Here is a 21,151-nt window from a genome sequence, read left to right as displayed (position 1 = left end):
CGGATTCTTGAATAGGGTCTGCCTTTTCATTTTTTGGCTAGTAAAAAGACTGCACGGTTGATGCAGCCTTTTCTTTTTATTTGAGATAGCGTTGAAGGAATTCTTTTGTACGGTCTTCTTTAGGATTGGTGAAGAGGTCTTCTGGTTTGCCTTCTTCAGCAATCACACCTTTATCCATAAAGATAACACGGTGAGAGACATCACGGGCGAATTCCATTTCGTGAGTTACGACAATCATAGTCAAGCCTTCTTGAGCCAGGTCCTGCATGATTTTGAGGACTTCTCCAACCATTTCTGGATCGAGAGCTGATGTTGGTTCATCAAAGAGAATAGCATCTGGATTCATGGAGAGGGCACGAGCGATGGCCACACGTTGTTTTTGACCACCTGAGAGTTGTTTTGGTTTCGCTTGCCAGTAGCGTTCTCCCATGCCGACCTTTTCCAGGTTTTCTTTGGCAATCTTTTCAGCTTCTGTACGTTCGCGTTTAAGGACAGTTGTCTGAGCGACAATTGTGTTTTCAAGAACGTTGAGATTTTCAAAGAGGTTAAAGGATTGGAACACCATCCCCAACTTTTCACGGTATTGCGTGAGGTCATAGCCTTTTTCGAGGACGTTTTGTCCATGATAAAGGATTTGTCCATCAGTTGGCGTTTCAAGGAGGTTAATGGAGCGTAGGAAGGTTGATTTTCCGCTTCCAGAGCTTCCGATGATAGAGATTACCTCTCCCTTGTGGACAGTGAGTGAAATGTCTTTTAGCACTTCGTTTTGTCCATAGGATTTTTTGAGGTGTTTAATTTCAAGGATTGCTTGTGTCATTATTTCAAATCCTCCGTTTGCATTTGGTTAGCACCTGTAGTATAGGTATCCATGTCCATGCGGCGTTCGATGAAGCGTAGGATACGTGTTACGGTGAAGGTGAGGACAAAGTAAATCACGGCGATGATTGTAAATGTTTGGAAGTATTGATAGGTTTGAGTTGCCACGGTATTTCCTGAGAAATAAAGTTCAACAACAGAGATAACGTTCAATACAGATGTATCTTTGATATTGATGACAAATTCATTACCAGTTGCTGGTAGGATGTTACGGACTACTTGAGGTAGGACAATCTTACGCATGGTTTGGTTATGGGTCATACCAAGAGCAGTCGCTGCTTCAAATTGTCCCTTATCAACTGCTAGGATACCACCACGGACGATTTCAGTCATGTAGGCACCGGTGTTGATCGAAACGATGAAGATAGCAGCCAGTGTGCGGTCAAGGTTGATACCGAAAGCTTGAGCAGTTCCGTAGTAGATAACCATCGATTGAACGATCATTGGCGTTCCACGGAAAATTTCGATATAGACATTGAGACCCCATCCGACTAGTTTTTGTAGGCTGTAAATAGCTTTGTTTTCAGAGAGAGGAGCAGTACGGAAAACACCAATAGCAAGACCGATAATGAGACCTATGATGGTTCCGACGATAGAGATTAAAAGAGTGATACCCGCACCACGCAAGAGTTGTTGCCAGTTTTCAGAAAGAATTTTAGCGACTTGGTTAAAGAAACTACTGCTAGTCTCTTCAGTTGTTGTTGCTTCGGCAGGTTGCTCCTTGATCATACGATCCATTAGGGCAACTTGCTCATCTTTTGAAATGGTTTCAATGCTGGCATTGATTTGGCTAATACGAGTGTCATCTTTACGAAGTCCAATGGCAATAGCTGTATCTTCTTCCCCCGTTTTGAAACCTGGTTCTACTTGAACCATCTTGAACTTAGAGTTAGCAGCTTCGGCAGTCAGAGCTTCTGGACGTTCAGAAACATAGGCATCAATGACACCAGCCTCAAGTGCTTGGCGCATTTGAGCGAAGTCTCCCATGGCAGTTTCTTTTTTAGCGCCTGAGATTTGGGAAATCAAGTCATAAAGGTAAACACCTTGTTGAGAAGTGATTTTCGCTCCATTAAAGTCATCCAAAGATTTGGCATTTGCATAGGCAGAATCTTTTTTGACAAGTAGGACAGGCTCGCTAGTGTAGTAGCTGCTTGAAAAGGCGATTTCTTGTTTGCGTTCAGCGGTTGGACTCATACCTGCGATAATCATGTCAATCTTACCAGAAGTAAGGGCAGGAACTAAACCTTCCCACTTGGTTTTAACAACCAAAGGTTCTTTACCTAAGTCCTTAGCGATTTTCTTGGCAATTTGGACATCGTATCCATTGGCATACTGGTTGGTTCCATCGATTTTGACAGCTCCGTTGCTATCATCATCCTGGGTCCAGTTAAAGGGAGCATATGCTGCTTCCATCCCGATGCGTAAATATTCATCAGCTTGAGCAACATTGACAAGTCCCAGCATCAGCAAGAAACTTGTGAAAATAGATAAGTATATTTTTCTCATGATTTCTCCTATTTCTAATCTATTAAAAAATAACTGTCTCCTATTTTATCGAAAAAAACTCTATTTTTCAATACAGGTAAGCCCTTACTTGAGAAAAAATGATATAATGATAGCAAAGATAAAAAGGGGGTTTAGTTGATGAAAAAAACTTTTTTCTTACTAGTGTTAGGCTTGTTTTGCCTTCTGCCACTTTCTGTTTTTGCCATTGATTTCAAGATAAACTCTTATCAAGGTGATTTGTATATTCATGCAGACAATACGGCAGAATTTAGACAGAAGATAGTTTATCAGTTTGAGGAGGACTTTAAGGGGCAAATCGTGGGACTGGGACGTGCTGGCAAGATGCCTAGTGGATTTGACATTGACCCTCATCCAAAGGTTCAGGCATCGAAAAATGGTGATGAACTAGCAGACGTTACTAGCGAAGTGATAGAAGGCGCAGATGGTTATACTGTTAAAGTTTATAATCCAGGTCAGGAGGGTGACACAGTTGAAGTTGACCTTGTCTGGAATTTAAAGAACTTGCTTTTTCTTTATGAAGATATCGCTGAATTAAATTGGCAACCTTTAACAGACAGTTCAGGGGCTATTGGAAAGTTTGAATTTCATGTAAGGGGAGAAAAGGAGGCTGAAAAACTCTACTTCCATACAGGGAAACTCTTTAAAGAAGGAACGATTGAAAAGAGTAACCTTGATTATACTATTCGTTTAGATAATCTTCCGTCTAAGCGTGGAGTTGAATTGCATGCCTATTGGCCTCGAACTGATTTTGCTAGCGCTACGGATCAGGGCTTGAAAGGAAATCGTTTAGAAGAGTTTAATAAGATAGAAGACTCGATTGTTAGAGAAAAAGATCAGAGTATGCAGCTCGTCACTTGGGTGTTTCCTTTGATACTTTCCATTTCCTTGTTATTGAGTGTCTGCTTCTATTTTATTTATAGAAGAAAGACCACTCCTTCAGTCAAATATGCCAAAAATCATCGTCTCTATGAGCCACCAATGGAATTAGAACCAATGGTTTTATCGGAGGCTATTTACTCGACCTCCTTGGAGGAAGTGAGTCCCTTAGTCAAGGGGGCTGGCAAATTTACCTTTGACCAACTTATTCAAGCTACCTTGCTAGATGTGATAGACCGTGGGAATGTTTCTATTATTTCAGAAGGAGATGCAGTTGGCTTGAGACTGGTGAAAGAAGATGGCTTGTCAAGTTTTGAGATAGACTGTCTAAATCTGGCCTTTTCAGGCAAAAAAGAAGCAACTCTTTCCAATTTGTTTGCGGATTACAAGGTATCTGATAGTCTTTATCGTAGAGCAAAAGCCTCTGATGAAAAACGGATTCAAGCAAAGGGGCTTCAACTCAAATCTTCTTTTGAAGAAGTATTGAACCAGATGCAAGAAGGAGTGAGAAAACGAGTTTCCTTCTGGGGGCTCCCAGATTATTATCGTCCTTTAACTGGTGGGGAAAAGGCCTTGCAAGTGGGTATGGGACTCTCTACTATCTTGCCTTTATTTATCGGATTTGGTTTGTTCTTGTACAGTTTGGATGTTTATGGCTATCTTTACCTCCCCTTGCCAATACTTGGTTTTCTAGGTTTGGTTTTGGCTGTTTTCTATTATTGGAAGCTTCGTCTAGATAATCGTGATGGTGTCCTAAATGAAGCAGGGGCAGAAGTCTACTATCTCTGGACCAGTTTTGAAAATATGTTGCGTGAGATTGCACGATTGGATCAGGCTGAATTGGAAAGTATTGTGGTCTGGAATCGCCTCTTGGTCTATGCGACTTTATTTGGCTATGCGGACAAGGTCAGCCATTTGATGAAGGTTCATCATATCCAAGTGGAAAATCCAGATATCAACCTCTATGTAGCTTATGGTTGGCATAGTATGTTTTATCATTCAAGTGCGCAAATGAGCCATTATGCCAGCGTCGCAAACACAGCAAGTACCTATTCCGTATCTTCTGGAAGTGGAAGTTCTGGCGGTGGCTTCTCTGGAGGAGGAGGCGGTGGCAGTATCGGTGCCTTTTAAAGAGAACTGCCATATACTGAAAAAGTATGCTATAATGGAAGATAGAAAAAGGAGTAATCTATGTATCTTATTGAAATTTTAAAATCTATCTTCTTCGGGATTGTTGAAGGAATTACGGAATGGTTGCCGATTTCGAGTACAGGTCACTTGATTTTAGCAGAGGAGTTTATCCAATACCAAAATCAAAATGAAGCCTTTATGTCCATGTTTAATGTCGTGATTCAGCTTGGTGCTATTTTAGCGGTTATGGTCATTTACTTTAACAAGCTCAATCCTTTCAAATCGACTAAGGATAAGCAGGAAGTTCGTAAGACTTGGAGACTGTGGTTGAAGGTCTTGGTTGCCACTTTGCCTTTACTTGCCGTCTTTAAATTTGATGATTGGTTTGATACCCACTTCCATAACATGGTTTCTGTTGCTCTCATGTTGATTATCTATGGGATTGCCTTTATCTATTTGGAAAAGCGCAATGAAGCGCGTGCTATAGAGCCAAGTGTAACAGAGTTGGACAAACTTCCTTATACGACAGCATTCTATATCGGACTCTTCCAAGTTCTTGCCCTTTTACCAGGAACTAGCCGTTCAGGAGCGACTATTGTCGGTGGTTTGTTAAATGGAACCAGTCGTTCTGTTGTGACGGAATTTACCTTCTATCTTGGAATTCCTGTTATGTTTGGAGCTAGTGCCTTAAAGATTTTCAAATTTATAAAAGCAGGACAACTCTTGAGCTTTGGGCAATTGTTCTTGCTCTTGGTTGCGATGGGAGTAGCCTTTGCAGTCAGCATGGTCGCTATTCGTTTCTTGACAAGCTATGTAAAAAAACACGACTTTACCCTTTTTGGTAAATACCGTATCGTGCTTGGTAGTGTCTTACTACTTTACAGCTTTGTCCGTTTATTTGTATAAGAAAAACCTTGAAGGGGCAACTCTTCAAGGTTTTATACTCTTCGAAAATCTCTTCAAACTGCATCAGCTCTATCTGCAACCTCAAAACAGTGTTTTGAGCAGCCTGCGGCTAGCTTTCTAGTTTGCTCTTTGATTTTCATTGAGCTTTAAAATCCAGTTACGGTAATCCCCAGCAGGCGGACGCCTTTTTCTTTCTCGTCCAACTCTTCATAGAGTTGCAGGGCTATTTGGCTGATCTGACTAGCATCCTGCGTTTTTTGATCCAGACTTTTTCGTTTAGTCAGAGTTGAAAAGTCTTCGTAGCGGATTTTCAGAATGACAATTTTTCCAGCTTTTTCTTGTTGACTGAGATTGAGAGCGACTCTTTCTGATAGGAGAGTCAGCTCTTTTTTGATGTCTTCCTCGGCACGGAGAATTTTTCCATAGGTTTTCTCTTTCCCGATTGATTTACGGATACGATTGGATTTGACCGGGGAATTGTGAATACCACGAGCCTTTCGATAAAGGTCATAGCCCAGTCTGCCAAAACGGTCTATCAGGGTCACTTCAGGGACTTCAAGCAAATCAGCGCCGGTAAAAACACCCATTTGATGAAGTCTTTCCACCGTCTTTTTTCCTACTCCATGAAACTTGGAAATATCCATTTGTTTGAGGAAATCCTCAGCCTGGTCAGGTAAAATCACTGTCAGACCATGTGGCTTTTGATAATCGCTGGCCATTTTAGCTAAGAATTTGTTGTAGGAGACGCCTGCGGAAGCAGTCAGGTGTAGTTCCTGCCAGATATCCTCTTGAATGAGACGAGCAATTTTGACCGCTGACTTGATACCGAGTTTATTTTCTGTCACATCTAAATAGGCTTCGTCAATGCTCATGGGTTCAATCAAATCTGTATAACGCTTAAAGATAGCTCGAATCTGGAGGCCCACAGTCTTGTATTTCTCATAATTCCCTGAGATAAAGACGGCCTGGGGACAACGCTCATAGGCTTCTTTGGAACTCATGGCTGAATGGACACCAAAAGCTCGCGCCTCATAGCTACAAGTGGAAACGACACCACGCCCACCTGTTTGTCGAGGGTCGCTACCGATAATGACAGGTTTTCCTCTGAGTTTAGGATTATCTCTGATTTCGACCGCAGCAAAAAAGGCATCCATGTCAATATGGATGATTTTTCTTGACAAATCATTTAATAAAGGAAAAATCAACATGTCTGGTCCCCTTTTTACTGCTTATTTTCTTTTATTATACCCTTTTTTCTGAAAAAAAGAAAAAAGGCTTTAATTTTTTCAAAAATATAATACAGTTTGGGATAAAATATAGACTGTTTTAGAAAAGAAAGTGTAAAAATAGGGATTTATCACTTGTTGAAATCGGTTACTGTATGGTATACTTGTCTCATGAATGTAACAGATGGATGTTACTAGAAAGAAAAAAGAGGACATTAACATGGTTGTTAAGACAGTTGTTGAAGCACAAGATATTTTTGACAAAGCTTGGGAAGGCTTCAAAGGCGTAGATTGGAAAGAAAAAGCAAGTGTGTCACGCTTTGTACAAGCTAACTACACACCTTATGACGGAGACGAAAGCTTCCTTGCAGGACCAACAGAACGTTCACTTCACATCAAAAAAATTGTAGAAGAAACTAAGGCTCACTACGAAGAAACTCGTTTCCCAATGGACACTCGTCCAACTTCTATCGCTGATATCCCTGCAGGATTTATCGATAAAGAAAACGAAGTTATCTTTGGTATCCAAAATGACGAACTCTTCAAATTGAACTTCATGCCAAAAGGTGGTATCCGTATGGCTGAAACCACTTTGAAAGAAAATGGATACGAACCAGACCCAGCTGTTCACGAAATCTTCACTAAATACGTAACAACAGTTAACGACGGTATCTTCCGCGCTTACACTTCAAACATTCGTCGCGCTCGTCACGCTCACACTGTAACTGGTCTTCCAGATGCATACTCACGCGGACGTATTATCGGTGTTTACGCACGTCTTGCTCTTTACGGTGCAGACTACTTGATGCAAGAAAAAGTAAACGACTGGAATGCAATCGAAGAAATCGATGAAGAAACAATCCGTCTTCGTGAAGAAATCAACCTTCAATACCAAGCATTGCAACAAGTTGTTCGCTTGGGTGACCTTTACGGAGTTGACGTTCGCAAACCAGCGATGAACGTTAAAGAAGCAATCCAATGGGTTAACATCGCCTTCATGTCTGTCTGCCGTGTTATCAACGGTGCTGCTACATCTCTAGGACGTGTGCCAATCGTATTGGACATCTTTGCAGAACGTGACCTTGCTCGTGGTACATTTACTGAATCAGAAATCCAAGAATTCGTTGATGATTTCGTTATGAAACTTCGTACAGTTAAATTTGCTCGTACAAAAGCTTATGACCAATTGTACTCAGGTGACCCAACTTTCATCACAACTTCTATGGCTGGTATGGGTAACGACGGTCGTCACCGTGTTACTAAGATGGACTACCGTTTCTTGAACACTCTTGACAATATCGGTAACTCTCCAGAACCAAACTTGACAGTTCTTTGGACTGACAAATTGCCATACAACTTCCGTCGCTACTGTATGCATATGAGCCACAAACACTCTTCTATCCAATACGAAGGTGTTACAACAATGGCCAAAGACGGATACGGTGAAATGAGCTGTATCTCATGCTGTGTGTCTCCACTTGACCCAGAAAATGAAGAACAACGCCACAACATCCAGTACTTCGGTGCACGTGTAAATGTATTGAAAGCTCTTCTTACTGGTTTGAACGGTGGTTACGACGATGTTCACAAAGACTACAAAGTATTTGACATCGAACCAATCCGTGACGAAGTTCTTGAATTCGAATCAGTTAAAGAAAACTTTGAAAAATCTCTTGACTGGTTGACTGATACTTACGTAGATGCTTTGAACATCATCCACTACATGACTGATAAGTACAACTACGAAGCTGTTCAAATGGCCTTCTTGCCAACTAAACAACGTGCGAACATGGGATTCGGTATCTGTGGATTTGCTAACACTGTTGATACATTGTCAGCTATCAAATACGCTACAGTTAAACCAATCCGTGACGAAAATGGCTACATCTACGATTACGAAACAATCGGTGAATACCCACGTTGGGGTGAAGATGATCCTCGTTCAAACGAATTGGCAGAATGGTTGATTGAAGCTTACACAACTCGTCTACGTAGCCACAAACTTTACAAAGATGCAGAAGCTACAGTATCACTTTTGACAATCACATCTAACGTTGCTTACTCTAAACAAACTGGTAACTCACCAGTCCACAAAGGTGTATACCTCAACGAAGATGGTTCTGTGAACTTGTCTAAACTTGAATTCTTCTCACCAGGTGCTAACCCATCTAACAAAGCTAAAGGTGGATGGTTGCAAAACTTGAACTCACTTTCTAGCCTTGACTTTAGTTACGCAGCTGATGGTATCTCATTGACTACACAAGTTTCACCTCGCGCGCTTGGTAAGACTCGTGACGAACAAGTTGATAACTTGGTAACAATCCTTGATGGTTACTTCGAAAACGGTGGACAACACGTTAACTTGAACGTTATGGACTTGAACGATGTTTACGAAAAGATCATGTCAGGTGAAGACGTTATCGTACGTATCTCTGGATACTGTGTAAACACTAAATACCTCACTCCAGAACAAAAAACTGAATTGACACAACGTGTCTTCCACGAAGTTCTTTCAATGGATGATGCATTGAGCTAATCAATTAACTTGAATAAGGAAAAGGAACCCTCGGTCAAACGACTGAGGGTTATTTTTTGGACTATTAAATTCCTTAAGTCAGGTATTGAAATGTCTGACCGGGATTCAAAGATACTTGTTGAGTTGCGGGAGGTATTTGATATTCAATGAAAATCAAAGAGCAAACTAGGAAGCTAGCCGCAGGTTGCTCAAAGCACCGCTTTGAGGTTGTAGATAAGACTGACAAAGTCAGTCACACATATACGGCAAGGCGAAGCTGACGTGGTATTTTTATTTTCGAAGAGTATGAAAATAAAAATACCACACTTTGTAGGTTTACAAGGTGTGGTTGTATTTTATCTCTTAGACCAAGTTCTCTTCATAAAGAGAAGTAGGATTGGATAAATCTCCAAGCGCCCTGCAATCATTGCAAAGGAGAGGAGAATTTTTGAGATAGGACTAAAGATTGAGAAACTAGAAGTGGTTCCTAGAATAGGTCCGATATTATTGAAACAGCTAAAGACAGCACTGGTAACGACTAGAAAATCATTGCTATCTAGGCTGACAATAAAGATAAGGGATAGCAAAATCATAGAATAGATGACAAAGTACTTGAGAATCTTATGCTGGGTATCTTTGTCAATCACCGTTTTATTAACATGGAGGGTCAAAACACGGTGGGGCGATAGAATTGACAAAATTTGGTTTTTGGCAATTTTTGAAAGGATGAGGCCTCGAATAACCTTGAGTCCACCTGCGGTTGAACCAGCAGAACCACCGATTCCCATGAGGAAGAGAAGGATAAACTGGGAGAAGAGGGGCCAGTTGGTAATGTCTCCGTAACCAAAACCAGTCGTTGTAATGATATTGGAAACCTGGAAGAAGGCCATTTCAAAACTCTTTGAAAATCCTGGATAGAGATAGAGGGTATTAAGGCTAATCAAGCCTGTAGAAAGCAGAACAATGACCAAGTAAGCACGAAGTTCCTCGTCACCAAAGAAGGCTTTGACGCGACGGAGCATGAGGTAGTAGTAGAGATTGAAATTTACCCCAAAAACCAGAACTCCGATACTAACCAGATAGGTAATCAGTGAGCTGCCATAGTGGGCAATCCCGTCGTTATAGACGGTAAAGCCTCCTGTACCTGCTGTCCCCATAGCAATGACAAAACTATCAAATAGGGGCATGCCAGCCAGATAATAGATGATGACAAAGAGGGAGAAGAGAGCTAGATAAAGGAGATAGAGAATCTGGGCAGTGTTTTTTAGTTTGGATACTACTTTACCAAAAACAGGGCCAGGAACCTCAGCCTTCATCACTTCTAGGTGACTATTCTTGGCATTATCCATAATAGCAAGTGCAAAAACAAGCACTCCCATCCCTCCAATCAAGTGGGTAAAACTTCGCCAGAAGAGGAGGGAACGACTGAGGACCGAAACGTCGTTCAGAATAGTTGCTCCAGTAGTTGTAAAGCCAGAACTGATTTCAAAAAAGGCATCGATAACGCTGGGAATTTGCTTAGCAAAAACAAAGGGGAGACCGCCAAAGAAGGACCAAAGGATCCAACAGAGGGCAACAATCAAGACTCCCTCCTTGGCATAAATCCGTTGATTTTTGGGCTTTTGTAAAATTCCTGAACCGCCTAGTAATACGAGAATCCCTATTGTTGAAAAGAGGGCCGTAAAGACTTGGCTCGATTCACGGTAATAGACAGCGACAGACACAGGAACCAAAAGAAGAACAGCTTCAATCAAAAGTAATTTTGAAAGGAGGTAACGAATCATACTTTTATTCATTTCTTACCTCGTGATCAAGTCATAAATCTTAGTGATGTTTGGCAACAAAGTTGTTACTAGGAGCTTGTCTCCAACTTCCAACATATCCTCCCCAGTAGGGAAAATAGTCTTGCCCTTTCGAATGATGGCTGCTATAAGAACCCCTTTTTTCAGTTTTAGTTGAGAAAGAGGTTTGGCAGTCATTTTATTAGCTTCCTTGATATGAAATTGCAGGGTTTCGATTTGGCCATTGGCTAGATGGTGCATGGCCTGAAGGTCTGAATACTGGGCATTAACCCGACCACGAATAAAGTGCATAATCGTATCTACAGCGATGCTTTTAGGTGTGATGATACTTGAAAAATCAGGCGCATTGATAATTTCGAGGAGACTGGTACGATTGACCTTGGTGATATTTTTTTGTACACCTACCCTGTCAAGGAACATAGAGGTAATCAGATTTTCCTCATCAACCCCTGTTAGAGTCGCAACGGCATCATAGTTTTGAGCACTTTCTTCCAGCAGGATATCTTTTGCGGTACCATCTCCTTGAACGATGTAGAGGTTTGGGAATTTCTCGCTAAAGAAGCTAGCGATTTCAGGATTGATTTCAATAACCTTGGTATCAATACGACTGTCTTTTAGGATACCTAGTAGATAATAGGCGATTCTACCAGCTCCAACAATAAGAAGGCTCTTCACGGCACGAGATTTAAAATAATTATGGAAGAGCATCATATCAACACGGTTACCAGTGACAAAGATTCTATCTTTATCCTGTATGGTCATGTCACCGCTTGGAATGATAATTTGATGATCCCTCTCTATAGCGCAGACAATAACATTGCCAAATTTTTTACGAAAATCAGAAATGGGCATTTGGCAAAGACCGCTGGAAGATTTAACAGTGAATTCCATGAGGCTAACGCGTCCACCAAAGAAACGTTCGACAGAGAGGGCGTTGGGGAAGTCAATGATATTCGCGATAGCGCGGGCAGCCAAGAGCTCAGGGTTAACGATAAGAGAAAAACCGAGAATATTCTTTTCCTTGAAATAAGAGTTAGAATATTCAGGGTTCCGCACCCGAACGATGGTCTCTTTAGCTCCCATTTTTTTGGCTAGAACGGCTGCAATCATGTTCACTTCATCGTATTCAGTCAGGGCGATAAAGATATCACAATCCTGGACACTGGCTTGCTCAAGGATGGTAAAATCGGCCCCGTTACCAAGGATACCCATGATATCAAAGCGATTAACAATATGATTGAGAACAGCTTCGTCTTGCTCAATCAGCAAAACATCATGCTTTTCTGCAACCAAGGAGCGACAGAGGGCAGAACCAACTTTTCCCCCTCCGACAAGGATAATTTTCATAATAAAACCTACTTTTTCATGATGTAACTATCATACCTTTTTTCAAGAAAAAATGCACCTACTAGCTAATAACAAGAGCTTTTAGTAGGAAATTTGCTATAAGGTAAAACTATACCCTAATCAATTGAAATAGCTATTAGCGACTTTCTCTGAAATATGGTATGATAAAGGATATACAAGGAGATAAAATGAATAATAATTTACTGGTATTACAATCAGACTTTGGTCTGGTTGATGGTGCGGTATCGGCTATGATTGGAGTGGCTTTAGAAGAATCTCCAACCTTAAAAATTCATCATTTGACGCACGATATCACGCCTTATAATATTTTTGAGGGGAGCTATCGTCTCTTTCAGACGGTAGATTACTGGCCTGAGGGAACGACATTTGTATCGGTGGTCGATCCAGGTGTCGGCTCGAAACGTAAGAGTGTAGTTGCCAAGACTGTAAAAAATCAATACATTGTCACGCCAGACAATGGAACGCTTTCTTTTATCAAGAAACACGTTGGTATTGTAGCCATTCGTGAAATTTCTGAAGTGGCCAATAGACGTCAAAACACAGAGCATTCTTATACTTTCCACGGTCGTGATGTTTATGCTTATACTGGTGCTAAACTGGCTAGTGGTCACATTAGTTTTGAGGAAGTGGGGCCAGAGCTCAGTGTAGATCAGATTGTGGAACTTCCAGTCGTAGAGACAATCATTGAAGATCATCTGGTAAAGGGAGCTATTGATATTCTAGATGTGCGTTTTGGTTCGCTTTGGACCTCTGTCACACGAGAAGAATTTTACAAACTGGAACCAGACTTTGGTGACCGTTTTGAAGTGACTATCTATCACGCAGATATGCTGGTTTATCAAAATCAGGTTGTTTATGGCAAATCATTTGCAGATGTGAGAATTGGGCAACCCATCCTTTACATCAACTCTCTCTATCGTTTAGGTTTGGCTATCAACCAAGGTTCCTTTGCCAAGGCCTATAATGTAGGTGTCGGTTCATCTTGGACCATTGAAATAAAGAAAATAGAATCATAAAATAGGAGAATATAGATGAAAAATCAATCAATTAAACAAGTTGTTGCTATCGGTGTTGGAGCTGCGCTCTTCGTTGTCATCGGGATGATCAGCATTCCGACACCTGTTCCAAATACAAGCATCCAGCTTCAGTATGCGGTACAGAGCCTCTTGTCTATCATTTTTGGCCCTCTAGTGGGATTACTTGTTGGTTTAATTGGTCATGCAGTGAAGGACTCTCTTGCTGGCTACGGTCTTTGGTGGACTTGGATTATTGCTAGTGGTCTATTTGGTCTAGTCGTCGGACTCTTTAGAAAATACATTCGAGTAACACAGGGTGTTTTTGAGTTGAAGGATATTGTCTTCTTTAACCTCATTCAGATTGTTGCAAATGCTCTTGTTTGGGGTGTCTTGGCACCACTTGGAGATGTTGTGATTTATCAAGAAGCTGCAGAAAAAGTATTTGCCCAAGGGATTGTTGCGGGAATTGCTAATGCTGTAACTGTAGCTATCGCAGGTACTCTTCTCTTGCTAGCTTATTCACGTACGCAGACTCGTTCAGGAAGTTTGAAAAAGGATTAACATAAAGGCAAAGGCTGGGCAACCAGTCTTTTTCGATGTTTATAGACTAGTCAGGCAAGTAAGCTAGGATAGGAATCTTTTTGGCGCTAAGATTTTAAGAGAAGAGACTGCAAGAAGGGGTAGATTTATGATAAAATAGAAGTCTAAGAAGCGAATGAAGAGAGTAAGATGAAAGAAGCTATAATTGAGTGGAAGGATTTCTCTTTCCGGTATGAAACACAACAAGAACCGACCTTGCAAGGGGTGGACTTGACCATTTATAAGGGAGAGAAAGTCTTAATTGTTGGGCCATCTGGGTCAGGTAAGTCTACCTTGGGTCAATGTTTGAATGGGATTATTCCCAATATTTACAAGGGTCAGACGTCTGGAGAATTTTTGATCAAGGGGCAAGCGGCCTTTGATATGAGTATCTATGATAAGTCTCATCTGGTCAGTACAGTTTTGCAGGATACTGATGGGCAGTTTATCGGTCTGTCTGTGGCAGAAGATTTGGCTTTTGCTCTAGAAAATGATGTAACAAGTTTAGAAGAGATGAAAAGCCGTGTTCATAAATGGGCTGAAAAGCTGGACCTTCTTTCTTTACTGTCTCAGCGTCCTCAGGATTTGTCAGGTGGACAAAAGCAGCGGGTCAGTCTGGCTGGTGTCTTGATTGATGAGAGTCCGATTCTTTTGTTTGATGAGCCACTTGCCAATCTGGATCCCAAGTCAGGTCAGGATATTATCGAATTGATTGACCAGATTCATAAGGAAGAGGGAACGACGACACTTATTATTGAGCATCGTTTGGAGGATGTTCTGCATCGCCCTGTGGATCGGATTGTCTTGATCAATGATGGTCGTATTCTCTTTAATGGGAGCCCTGACCAGCTACTGGCGACTGATTTATTGACCCAAAATGGAATTCGAGAACCCCTTTATCTAACCACTCTCCGTCAATTGGGTGTGGATTTAGCCAAGGAAGAACAATTAGCAAATCTGGATAACTTGTCTATCTCAAAAGGCCAGATTCAGTTGCGGACGGAACTGGTAAAAGAAACCCCAGAATTGCAGTCACTCTTTAAATTAGAGGATGTGTCTTTTTCTTATGATGATAGACCGATTTTAAAATCCATTTATTTAGATATTAAAAAGGGTGAAAAGATTGCCATTGTCGGAAAAAATGGAGCAGGGAAATCAACTCTAGCCAAGGCCATAAGTAGCTTTATCCAGACGGAAGGCCGCTATCTTTGGGAAGAGCAGGATATAAAAGGAGATTCGGTAGCAGAACGGGCGGAACGAGTAGGCTATGTGCTGCAAAATCCTAATCAAATGATTTCAACCAATATGATTTTTGATGAGGTGGCTCTAGGGCTCCGTTTGCGAGGTGTGAATGAGAAGGAAATTGAAACGAGAGTCTATGAAACCTTGAAAATCTGCGGTCTCTATGAATTCCGTAATTGGCCCATTTCTGCCCTGTCATTTGGTCAGAAAAAACGTGTCACTATTGCATCGATTTTGGTTTTAGGAGCTGAAATTATCCTCCTAGATGAACCGACTGCAGGTCAGGACCAGAAGAACTATACTGAGATTATGGAATTTCTCGAAGAGTTGCATCAAAAAGGGCATACCATTGTCATGATTACTCATGATATGCAATTGATGCTGGATTATTCAGACCGAGCTCTTGTCATGGTGGATGGGGAACTGATTGCCGATACCGATCCAGCTAGTCTGTTGAGCAATCCTGAGCTGTTAGTAAAAGCCAATCTAAAAGAAACTTCAATCTTCAACTTGGCCAAGAAACTAGACGTGGATCCACTTGCTTTAACGGCATTTTATAAAGAAAGGAGAGAAGGATGCAAGCTAAATTAATCGGTTACCAGCATAGAGATACTGTGATTCATCGCTTGTCAGGAGCTGGTAAACTCCTCTTTTTCATCCTTGTATCATTGGCGGCCATGATTAGCTATGATACCAGACTGCTTGTTCTGATTGCTATTTTTTCGGTCTTTCTCCTCTATTTGTCAGAAATCCGCTTTAAAGATGTTTCCTTTGTAGCCGTTTTTGCGACGGTATTTGCCGTTTTAAACGTCTTGATGGTCTATCTCTTTTCTCCCGAGTATGGGGTTGGACTTTACGGAGAGAGGAGTGTGATTTGGCAGGGAATCGGTGCCTACACTCTGACCAGCCAAGAGCTCTTTTATCTGCTAAATCTGGCCATTAAGTACCTTTGCACTATTCCTCTGGCTATTATCTTTTTGATGACAACCCATCCTAGTCAGTTTGCTTCCAGTTTAAATCAAATTGGTGTGCCTTACAAGATTGCCTATTCAGTCAGCCTGACTTTGCGCTATATTCCAGATTTGCAGGAAGAATTCTTTACTATCAAGATGTCTCAGGAGGCGCGTGGGATGGAATTATCCAAGAAAGCTTCTCTTATGCAACGAATCAAAGGCAATCTGCGCATTATTACGCCCTTGATTTTTAGCTCGTTAGAACGCATTGATACCATCGCGACCGCCATGGAGCTTCGGCGCTTTGGGAAAGAGAAAAAACGCACTTGGTATAGTTATCAGGCCTTGAAAAAAGGAGATTATCTTACCTTGCTCTTGGCAGCCTTGTTTTTAGTAGCTAGTTTACTACTTATCTTGCAGAATCAGGGACGATTTTACAACCCTTGGAAATAGCTTGAAAAAATTGAAAAAATCAAGTCGTTTCTATTGACAATGATTCTGAAAGTGTTATACTAAGAAAGTAGTTTCGCTGATTTACTTCAAACCTGTTGTGAGGTAAGTTAACGATGCCTTAACCACGCTGTTTGCTGAGCTTGACTCCGGGCAGTGTGGCTATTTTTTTGCAATGGTGAAAGGAAGCAAGTCATGACAAATCACATTGTATTATTTGAACCTCAAATTCCACAAAATACAGGCAATATCGCGCGTACTTGCGCTGCGACCAATTCTCCCCTCCACATCATCAAGCCAATGGGCTTTCCTATCGATGATCGCAAGATGAAGCGGGCGGGGTTGGATTATTGGGATAAGCTAGAGATTTATTTTTACGAGAGTTTGGAGGATTTCATGTCTCAGATGAAGGGCAAACTCTACCTGATTTCTAAATTCGCTGAGAAAGTGTATTCTGATGTGGATTTATCGACTGACGAGGACCATTATTTTCTTTTTGGACGTGAAGACAAGGGTTTACCTGAAGACTTTATGCGCGAACATCCTGAGAAGGCTCTTCGTATTCCTATGAATGATGAACATGTCCGCAGTCTTAATGTGTCTAATACCGTCTGCATGATTGTCTATGAGGCTCTTCGCCAGCAGAACTTTGCAGGTCTTGAGCTTGTTCATACCTATGAAGTGGATAAATTGAAATAAAAAATGAAAATGAAAATGAACAAAATGCTTGCGCTTGCAAGCGTTTTTTGTTATGATAAAAGAGTCTTCAGGGCAGGGTGTGATTCCCGACCGGCGGTGACTTTAACTAGGAAATGATCTTTTCCTTTTATACTTTGTTGACAAGCTTTGCCTAACCAGAAGTTATGCCTACAGCTTGTCGCCTAGTCTAAAAGAAAAATCTCTATTTCCTTCTCTTTAAAGAAGTCCGCGAGCGCAAGCTGATGTGGTGAGATTCCACAACCGACAGTATAGTCTGGATGGGAGAAGACGAAAGAATAGCTTTGTCTGTTCTGATAGATTTATAGCTAAACTGTAACCGCTTGCTTGAATTTCCTTAATAGAGTGAGAGGGAACTTTTGGGATATAAAAAGTGAGAATAGATAGAAAATCCTTTCTAACTTCTTCTGATTTTATAGAAAATTGGAGGAACCTGTTATGACAAACACACGTCGACTTTCGACCATTGCAATTCTATCAGCTATCTCATTTGTGCTGATGTACTTTGACTTTCCGCTTTTACCAGCGGCATCCTTCCTTAAGATCGAATTTAGTATCTTGCCAGTCCTTGTGGGCTTGGTGGTCATGGATTTGCCTGCTGCTCTAGGAATTCTCTTGCTTCGCTCACTCTTGAAGCTGCTTCTTAACAGCCAGGGAGTGAATACTTACATTGGTTTGCCAATGAATATCGTAGCTTTGGGAGTTTTTGTCATCGTATTTGCTTTGATTTGGAAAAAGGAACGGACAACCCTTCGTTTCCTACTAGGCTCTCTAGCTGGAACTATTGGCTTGACCGTGGCTATGTTGGTTCTCAACTATGTTTACGCTGTTCCTTTGTACGCTAAGTTTGCTAACTTTGATATTGGAAAAATTTTGGGACTTTCCAACTACCTAATGACCATGGTATTACCTTTTAACTTGATTGAGGGAGTAATCTTTTCCGTTTCATTCTGGTTGTTGTATATTCTCTTGAAACCAACCTTAAAACATTATGAAAGATAAACAAACATTTTTAATGAAGGGCAGTTTTGCCCTTTTACTTTTCGTTATTCTTGGCTACATGGTCAAATTTTACCCTGAAACGCTGGTCGGTTTTGACCAACCGATACAGACTGCCGTTCGAGGAGACTTGCCAGATTACTTGACTATTCTTTTCCGAGCCATCACACGCCTGATTGATATCCCAGTGATTATCACTTGGGTTGTCATCGTAGCCTTTATCTTTTATCGTAAGCGGTGGAAGATAGAAAGTTTCTTCATGCTAGGGAATTTGGCTTTGGCTGGTCTTTTAATCGTGACCTTTAAAAATATCTACCAGCGCCCACGACCAGCTATTTTACACTTGGTTGAGGAGAAGGGATTTTCCTTCCCAAGCGGCCATTCTCTGGCTGTAACCTTGCTGGTCGGTTCTCTGATTGTCATTCTCAGTCAACGGATTAAAAATCCAGTCTGGAGAAAAATCGTGCAAATCGTCCTTGGTCTCTACCTAGTCAGTGTGCTGGTATCAAGGGTCTATCTGGGAGTTCACTATCCATCAGATGTCCTTGCCAGTCTCTGTGTGGGCTTGGGAGTCCTGTTTATCGAGTTTCCCTTCTATGACAAGCTCCGATTCCAATGGCGATTTAAAGGCAAGCAGAAGTGAGTATCAAATTCCTTTGAGGAGAAAGAAATGAAAGTCAATATAGCAGATCTTCATCCGACTCAACTATACTTATCAGAAAAGAAGTTGCAAGATATTCAGATGCTTTACCAGTCGGCAGAAACAATCCAAGTCGATCCAATCAGTATTCTTGCCTTTGGAAATTGCTTGTTGATTACAGATGGACATCACAGGGCTTATCAGGCTTTATTGGCAGGTCGGGATACGATTTCTGCTGAGTGGGATAGAGATGGTGGTGATGAACTATATCATCTCTATGCGCAAGCTTGTGAGGAAAGAATGATTTACTCTGTTCTGGATTTAAAAAATCATATCTTAGCTCAAGATGAGTATGAAGCAAAATGGTATAACTGGTGTGATGGTTTTAATCAAGCAGCAACTCTCTTATTGAAAAGGAAAGCAGATGAAACAGGCCTTATAAATAGGTAGTGCATTGTGTCTTGTTCCTTTTTATACTGAAATTAGTCTAATCTAACTTGTTTTTTAACTAAAAATCTGATAAACTATGTAGTAATTGAATAGAAATCCGCAAGACTAGTAGCCTAAGGGAAGTATATCAGGGAGGAGAGCCGTGACTGCAAGCTCTCTATATGAAAGCTGGGTGAATTCACTTGCGCATGGATTTAGAAATGAAGGTCTGACTTGTCAGATGAAAACGGATGGTACCGCGTGTCAACGCTCCGAGTGGAGTTTTTGGCATGTGGTTTTCTTTTTATCTACGAGCGACTGATGGAGGAAATATGTCAACTATTGAAGAACAATTAAAAGCGCTTCGCGAAGAAACGCTGGCTAGCTTGAAGCAGATTACTGCTGAAAATGAAAAAGAGATGCAAGATTTGCGTGTCTCTGTCCTTGGTAAAAAGGGTTCGCTCACTGAAATCCTCAAAGGGATGAAAGATGTTTCTGCTGAGATGCGTCCAATCATTGGGAAACACGTCAATGAAGCTCGTGATGTCTTGACAGCTACCTTTGAAGAAACAGCTAAGCTCTTGGAAGAAAAGAAAGTCGCGGCTCAACTGGCTAGCGAGAGTATCGATGTGACGCTTCCAGGTCGTCCAGTTGCGACTGGTCACCGTCATGTCCTCACACAAACCAGTGAGGAAATCGAAGATATTTTCATTGGGATGGGTTACCAAGTCGTGGATGGTTTTGAAGTGGAGCAAGACTACTATAACTTTGAGCGTATGAACCTTCCAAAAGACCACCCAGCTCGTGATATGCAGGACACTTTCTATATCACAGAAGAGATCTTACTCCGTACTCACACGTCTCCAGTTCAAGCGCGTGCAATGGATGCTCATGATTTCTCTAAAGGCCCTTTGAAAATGATCTCACCAGGGCGTGTGTTCCGTCGTGACACAGACGATGCGACCCACAGTCACCAGTTCCACCAAATTGAAGGCTTGGTTGTTGGGAAAAATATCTCTATGGCTGATCTTCAAGGAACCCTTCAGTTGATTGTGCAAAAAATGTTCGGTGAAGAGCGTCAGATCCGTCTGCGCCCATCTTACTTCCCATTCACAGAGCCATCTGTTGAGGTGGATGTTTCTTGCTTCAAGTGTGGTGGAGAAGGCTGTAACGTATGTAAGAAAACAGGTTGGATCGAAATTATGGGGGCCGGTATGGTTCACCCACGTGTCCTTGAAATGAGTGGTATCGATGCGACTGTTTACTCTGGATTTGCCTTTGGTCTTGGACAAGAGCGTGTAGCTATGCTCCGTTATGGAATCAACGATATCCGTGGATTCTACCAAGGCGATGTCCGCTTCTCAGAACAGTTTAAATAATGATTAGAAAAGTAGAAAAGGCAGATGTTGGGGTGTTGTCCAAAATTGCCAAACAAACCTTTCGTGAAACATTTGCTCATGATAATACAGAAGAGCAGTTACAGGAATACTTTGAAGAGGCTTATAGTTTGAGAGTTTTGTCAACTGAGTTGGAAAATCCAGAATCCGAAACCTATTTCATTATGCATGAAGAGGAGATAGCTGGTTTTCTCAAAGTCAACTGGGGAAGTGCTCAGACTGAGAGAGAATTAGAGGATGCTTTTGAAATTCAACGTCTCTATGTGCTACAAAAATTCCAAGGATTTGGACTAGGTAAGCAACTGTTTGAATTTGCTCTGGAACTTGCTACAAAAAATAGTTTTTCCTGGGCTTGGTTAGGTGTTTGGGAGCATAATACAAAAGCTCAAGCGTTTTATAATCGATATGGTTTTGAAAAATTTAGCCAACATCATTTTATGGTTGGTCAAAAAGTAGATACGGATTGGTTACTGAGAAAGAAATTAAGGTAAGAAGATGATTC

At 41.4% G+C, this 21,151-nt stretch carries 18 protein-coding genes and 1 riboswitch; of the genes, 13 read left to right on the top strand and 5 right to left on the bottom strand.

Translation table 11 applies throughout. The features are described from left to right. Positions 1-76: 76 nt before the first annotated feature. Both SM12261_RS08225 and SM12261_RS08220 read right to left on the bottom strand, forming a co-directional pair. Positions 77-817 carry an amino acid ABC transporter ATP-binding protein gene (locus SM12261_RS08225; protein ID WP_000189477.1) on the bottom strand — a complete coding sequence of 247 codons (741 nt, stop codon included), beginning with the start codon at positions 815-817 and terminating at the stop codon, positions 77-79. After that, entirely contained in the window at positions 817-2,382 is a 1,566-nt protein-coding gene (locus tag SM12261_RS08220) for an ABC transporter substrate-binding protein/permease (protein WP_049547091.1), read from the bottom strand. The genes SM12261_RS08225 and SM12261_RS08220 overlap by 1 nt, the downstream gene beginning before the upstream one ends. Positions 2,383-2,520: 138 nt before the next feature. On the opposite strand from SM12261_RS08220, the gene SM12261_RS08215 reads away from it, so the two are divergent. After that, positions 2,521-4,410 carry a DUF2207 domain-containing protein gene (locus SM12261_RS08215; protein WP_000750661.1) on the top strand — a complete coding sequence of 630 codons (1,890 nt, stop codon included), beginning with the start codon at positions 2,521-2,523 and terminating at the stop codon, positions 4,408-4,410. Positions 4,411-4,470: 60 nt separating this feature from the next. After that, positions 4,471-5,316: an undecaprenyl-diphosphate phosphatase gene (locus SM12261_RS08210; protein WP_000280780.1), complete on the top strand. Its 846-nt coding sequence runs from the start codon at positions 4,471-4,473 to the stop codon at positions 5,314-5,316. A gap of 146 nt (positions 5,317-5,462) precedes the next feature. Here the strand turns inward: SM12261_RS08210 and dinB are convergent, their stop codons facing one another. Next, positions 5,463-6,524, bottom strand: a complete 1,062-nt coding sequence (dinB, locus tag SM12261_RS08200) for a DNA polymerase IV (RefSeq protein WP_000904599.1) — start codon at positions 6,522-6,524, stop codon at positions 5,463-5,465. Between the two features lie 238 nt (positions 6,525-6,762). On the opposite strand from dinB, the gene pflB reads away from it, so the two are divergent. Beyond that, positions 6,763-9,078 carry a formate C-acetyltransferase gene (pflB, locus tag SM12261_RS08195; protein WP_000260633.1) on the top strand — a complete coding sequence of 772 codons (2,316 nt, stop codon included), beginning with the start codon at positions 6,763-6,765 and terminating at the stop codon, positions 9,076-9,078. Between the two features lie 335 nt (positions 9,079-9,413). Here the strand turns inward: pflB and SM12261_RS08190 are convergent, their stop codons facing one another. Both SM12261_RS08190 and trkA read right to left on the bottom strand, forming a co-directional pair. Continuing rightward, positions 9,414-10,853 (bottom strand): TrkH family potassium uptake protein, encoded by a 1,440-nt coding sequence (locus SM12261_RS08190; protein ID WP_001043441.1) that lies wholly within the window; start codon positions 10,851-10,853, stop codon positions 9,414-9,416. A 3-nt stretch (positions 10,854-10,856) separates the two neighbouring features. After that, the gene (gene trkA / locus SM12261_RS08185) at positions 10,857-12,206 is read right to left on the bottom strand and encodes a Trk system potassium transporter TrkA (RefSeq protein WP_000691702.1); all 1,350 of its coding nucleotides are present in this window, start codon (positions 12,204-12,206) and stop codon (positions 10,857-10,859) included. A gap of 188 nt (positions 12,207-12,394) precedes the next feature. Here trkA and SM12261_RS08180 point away from each other — a divergent pair, with 188 nt between their 5' ends. The 10 genes from SM12261_RS08180 (at position 12,395) to SM12261_RS08135 (ending at position 21,140) form a co-directional block, all read left to right on the top strand. Then, on the top strand, positions 12,395-13,243 hold the full coding sequence (locus tag SM12261_RS08180) for an SAM hydrolase/SAM-dependent halogenase family protein (protein WP_001063605.1): 849 nt from the start codon (positions 12,395-12,397) through the stop codon (positions 13,241-13,243). A 15-nt stretch (positions 13,244-13,258) separates the two neighbouring features. Next, positions 13,259-13,804, top strand: a complete 546-nt coding sequence (locus SM12261_RS08175; protein WP_000795929.1) for an ECF-type riboflavin transporter substrate-binding protein — start codon at positions 13,259-13,261, stop codon at positions 13,802-13,804. A 168-nt stretch (positions 13,805-13,972) separates the two neighbouring features. Next, entirely contained in the window at positions 13,973-15,655 is a 1,683-nt protein-coding gene (locus SM12261_RS08170; protein ID WP_000656561.1) for an ABC transporter ATP-binding protein, read from the top strand. Continuing rightward, positions 15,640-16,470 (top strand): energy-coupling factor transporter transmembrane component T family protein, encoded by an 831-nt coding sequence (locus SM12261_RS08165; protein WP_001148089.1) that lies wholly within the window; start codon positions 15,640-15,642, stop codon positions 16,468-16,470. Before SM12261_RS08170 ends, SM12261_RS08165 begins: the two co-directional genes overlap by 16 nt. A gap of 192 nt (positions 16,471-16,662) precedes the next feature. Next, a complete protein-coding gene (locus tag SM12261_RS08160) occupies positions 16,663-17,166 on the top strand; it encodes a tRNA (cytidine(34)-2'-O)-methyltransferase (protein WP_000181382.1) in 504 nt (167 codons plus the stop codon). A 59-nt stretch (positions 17,167-17,225) separates the two neighbouring features. Further along, a riboswitch (FMN riboswitch) is annotated at positions 17,226-17,460 on the top strand. A gap of 162 nt (positions 17,461-17,622) precedes the next feature. Continuing rightward, positions 17,623-18,186 (top strand): ECF transporter S component, encoded by a 564-nt coding sequence (locus SM12261_RS08155; protein ID WP_000185822.1) that lies wholly within the window; start codon positions 17,623-17,625, stop codon positions 18,184-18,186. After that, a complete protein-coding gene (locus SM12261_RS08150) occupies positions 18,176-18,826 on the top strand; it encodes a phosphatase PAP2 family protein (RefSeq protein WP_000653438.1) in 651 nt (216 codons plus the stop codon). Before SM12261_RS08155 ends, SM12261_RS08150 begins: the two co-directional genes overlap by 11 nt. A gap of 27 nt (positions 18,827-18,853) precedes the next feature. Next, positions 18,854-19,273, top strand: a complete 420-nt coding sequence (locus SM12261_RS08145; RefSeq protein ID WP_000867301.1) for a chromosome partitioning protein ParB — start codon at positions 18,854-18,856, stop codon at positions 19,271-19,273. 311 nt (positions 19,274-19,584) lie between these two features. Further along, positions 19,585-20,631: a phenylalanine--tRNA ligase subunit alpha gene (gene pheS, locus SM12261_RS08140; RefSeq protein WP_004239141.1), complete on the top strand. Its 1,047-nt coding sequence runs from the start codon at positions 19,585-19,587 to the stop codon at positions 20,629-20,631. Then, positions 20,631-21,140: a GNAT family N-acetyltransferase gene (locus SM12261_RS08135; protein ID WP_000619937.1), complete on the top strand. Its 510-nt coding sequence runs from the start codon at positions 20,631-20,633 to the stop codon at positions 21,138-21,140. The genes pheS and SM12261_RS08135 overlap by 1 nt, the downstream gene beginning before the upstream one ends. Positions 21,141-21,151 lie beyond the last annotated feature (11 nt).

The organism is Streptococcus mitis NCTC 12261 (assembly GCF_000148585.2).
In the GTDB taxonomy this organism is placed as follows: domain Bacteria; phylum Bacillota; class Bacilli; order Lactobacillales; family Streptococcaceae; genus Streptococcus; species Streptococcus mitis.
Note: the sequence above shows the minus strand (reverse complement) of the source record. Positions and strands in the feature narration are given on the sequence as shown.

Excerpts from the sequence above, each read along its gene's own strand:
- SM12261_RS08145 (WP_000867301.1), top strand. The coding sequence starts at position 18,854 with ATGAAAGTCAATATAGCAGATCTTCATCCGACTCAACTATACTTATCA.
- SM12261_RS08190 (WP_001043441.1), bottom strand. The coding sequence starts at position 10,853 with ATGAATAAAAGTATGATTCGTTACCTCCTTTCAAAATTACTTTTGATT.
- SM12261_RS08170 (WP_000656561.1), top strand. The coding sequence starts at position 13,973 with ATGAAAGAAGCTATAATTGAGTGGAAGGATTTCTCTTTCCGGTATGAA.
- SM12261_RS08210 (WP_000280780.1), top strand. The coding sequence starts at position 4,471 with ATGTATCTTATTGAAATTTTAAAATCTATCTTCTTCGGGATTGTTGAA.
- SM12261_RS08165 (WP_001148089.1), top strand. The coding sequence starts at position 15,640 with ATGCAAGCTAAATTAATCGGTTACCAGCATAGAGATACTGTGATTCAT.
- trkA (WP_000691702.1), bottom strand. The coding sequence starts at position 12,206 with ATGAAAATTATCCTTGTCGGAGGGGGAAAAGTTGGTTCTGCCCTCTGT.
- SM12261_RS08220 (WP_049547091.1), bottom strand. The coding sequence starts at position 2,382 with ATGAGAAAAATATACTTATCTATTTTCACAAGTTTCTTGCTGATGCTG.
- SM12261_RS08175 (WP_000795929.1), top strand. The coding sequence starts at position 13,259 with ATGAAAAATCAATCAATTAAACAAGTTGTTGCTATCGGTGTTGGAGCT.
- SM12261_RS08225 (WP_000189477.1), bottom strand. The coding sequence starts at position 817 with ATGACACAAGCAATCCTTGAAATTAAACACCTCAAAAAATCCTATGGA.
- dinB (WP_000904599.1), bottom strand. The coding sequence starts at position 6,524 with ATGTTGATTTTTCCTTTATTAAATGATTTGTCAAGAAAAATCATCCAT.
- SM12261_RS08180 (WP_001063605.1), top strand. The coding sequence starts at position 12,395 with ATGAATAATAATTTACTGGTATTACAATCAGACTTTGGTCTGGTTGAT.
- pheS (WP_004239141.1), top strand. The coding sequence starts at position 19,585 with ATGTCAACTATTGAAGAACAATTAAAAGCGCTTCGCGAAGAAACGCTG.
- pflB (WP_000260633.1), top strand. The coding sequence starts at position 6,763 with ATGGTTGTTAAGACAGTTGTTGAAGCACAAGATATTTTTGACAAAGCT.
- SM12261_RS08135 (WP_000619937.1), top strand. The coding sequence starts at position 20,631 with ATGATTAGAAAAGTAGAAAAGGCAGATGTTGGGGTGTTGTCCAAAATT.
- SM12261_RS08155 (WP_000185822.1), top strand. The coding sequence starts at position 17,623 with ATGACAAACACACGTCGACTTTCGACCATTGCAATTCTATCAGCTATC.
- SM12261_RS08150 (WP_000653438.1), top strand. The coding sequence starts at position 18,176 with ATGAAAGATAAACAAACATTTTTAATGAAGGGCAGTTTTGCCCTTTTA.
- SM12261_RS08215 (WP_000750661.1), top strand. The coding sequence starts at position 2,521 with ATGAAAAAAACTTTTTTCTTACTAGTGTTAGGCTTGTTTTGCCTTCTG.
- SM12261_RS08160 (WP_000181382.1), top strand. The coding sequence starts at position 16,663 with ATGACAAATCACATTGTATTATTTGAACCTCAAATTCCACAAAATACA.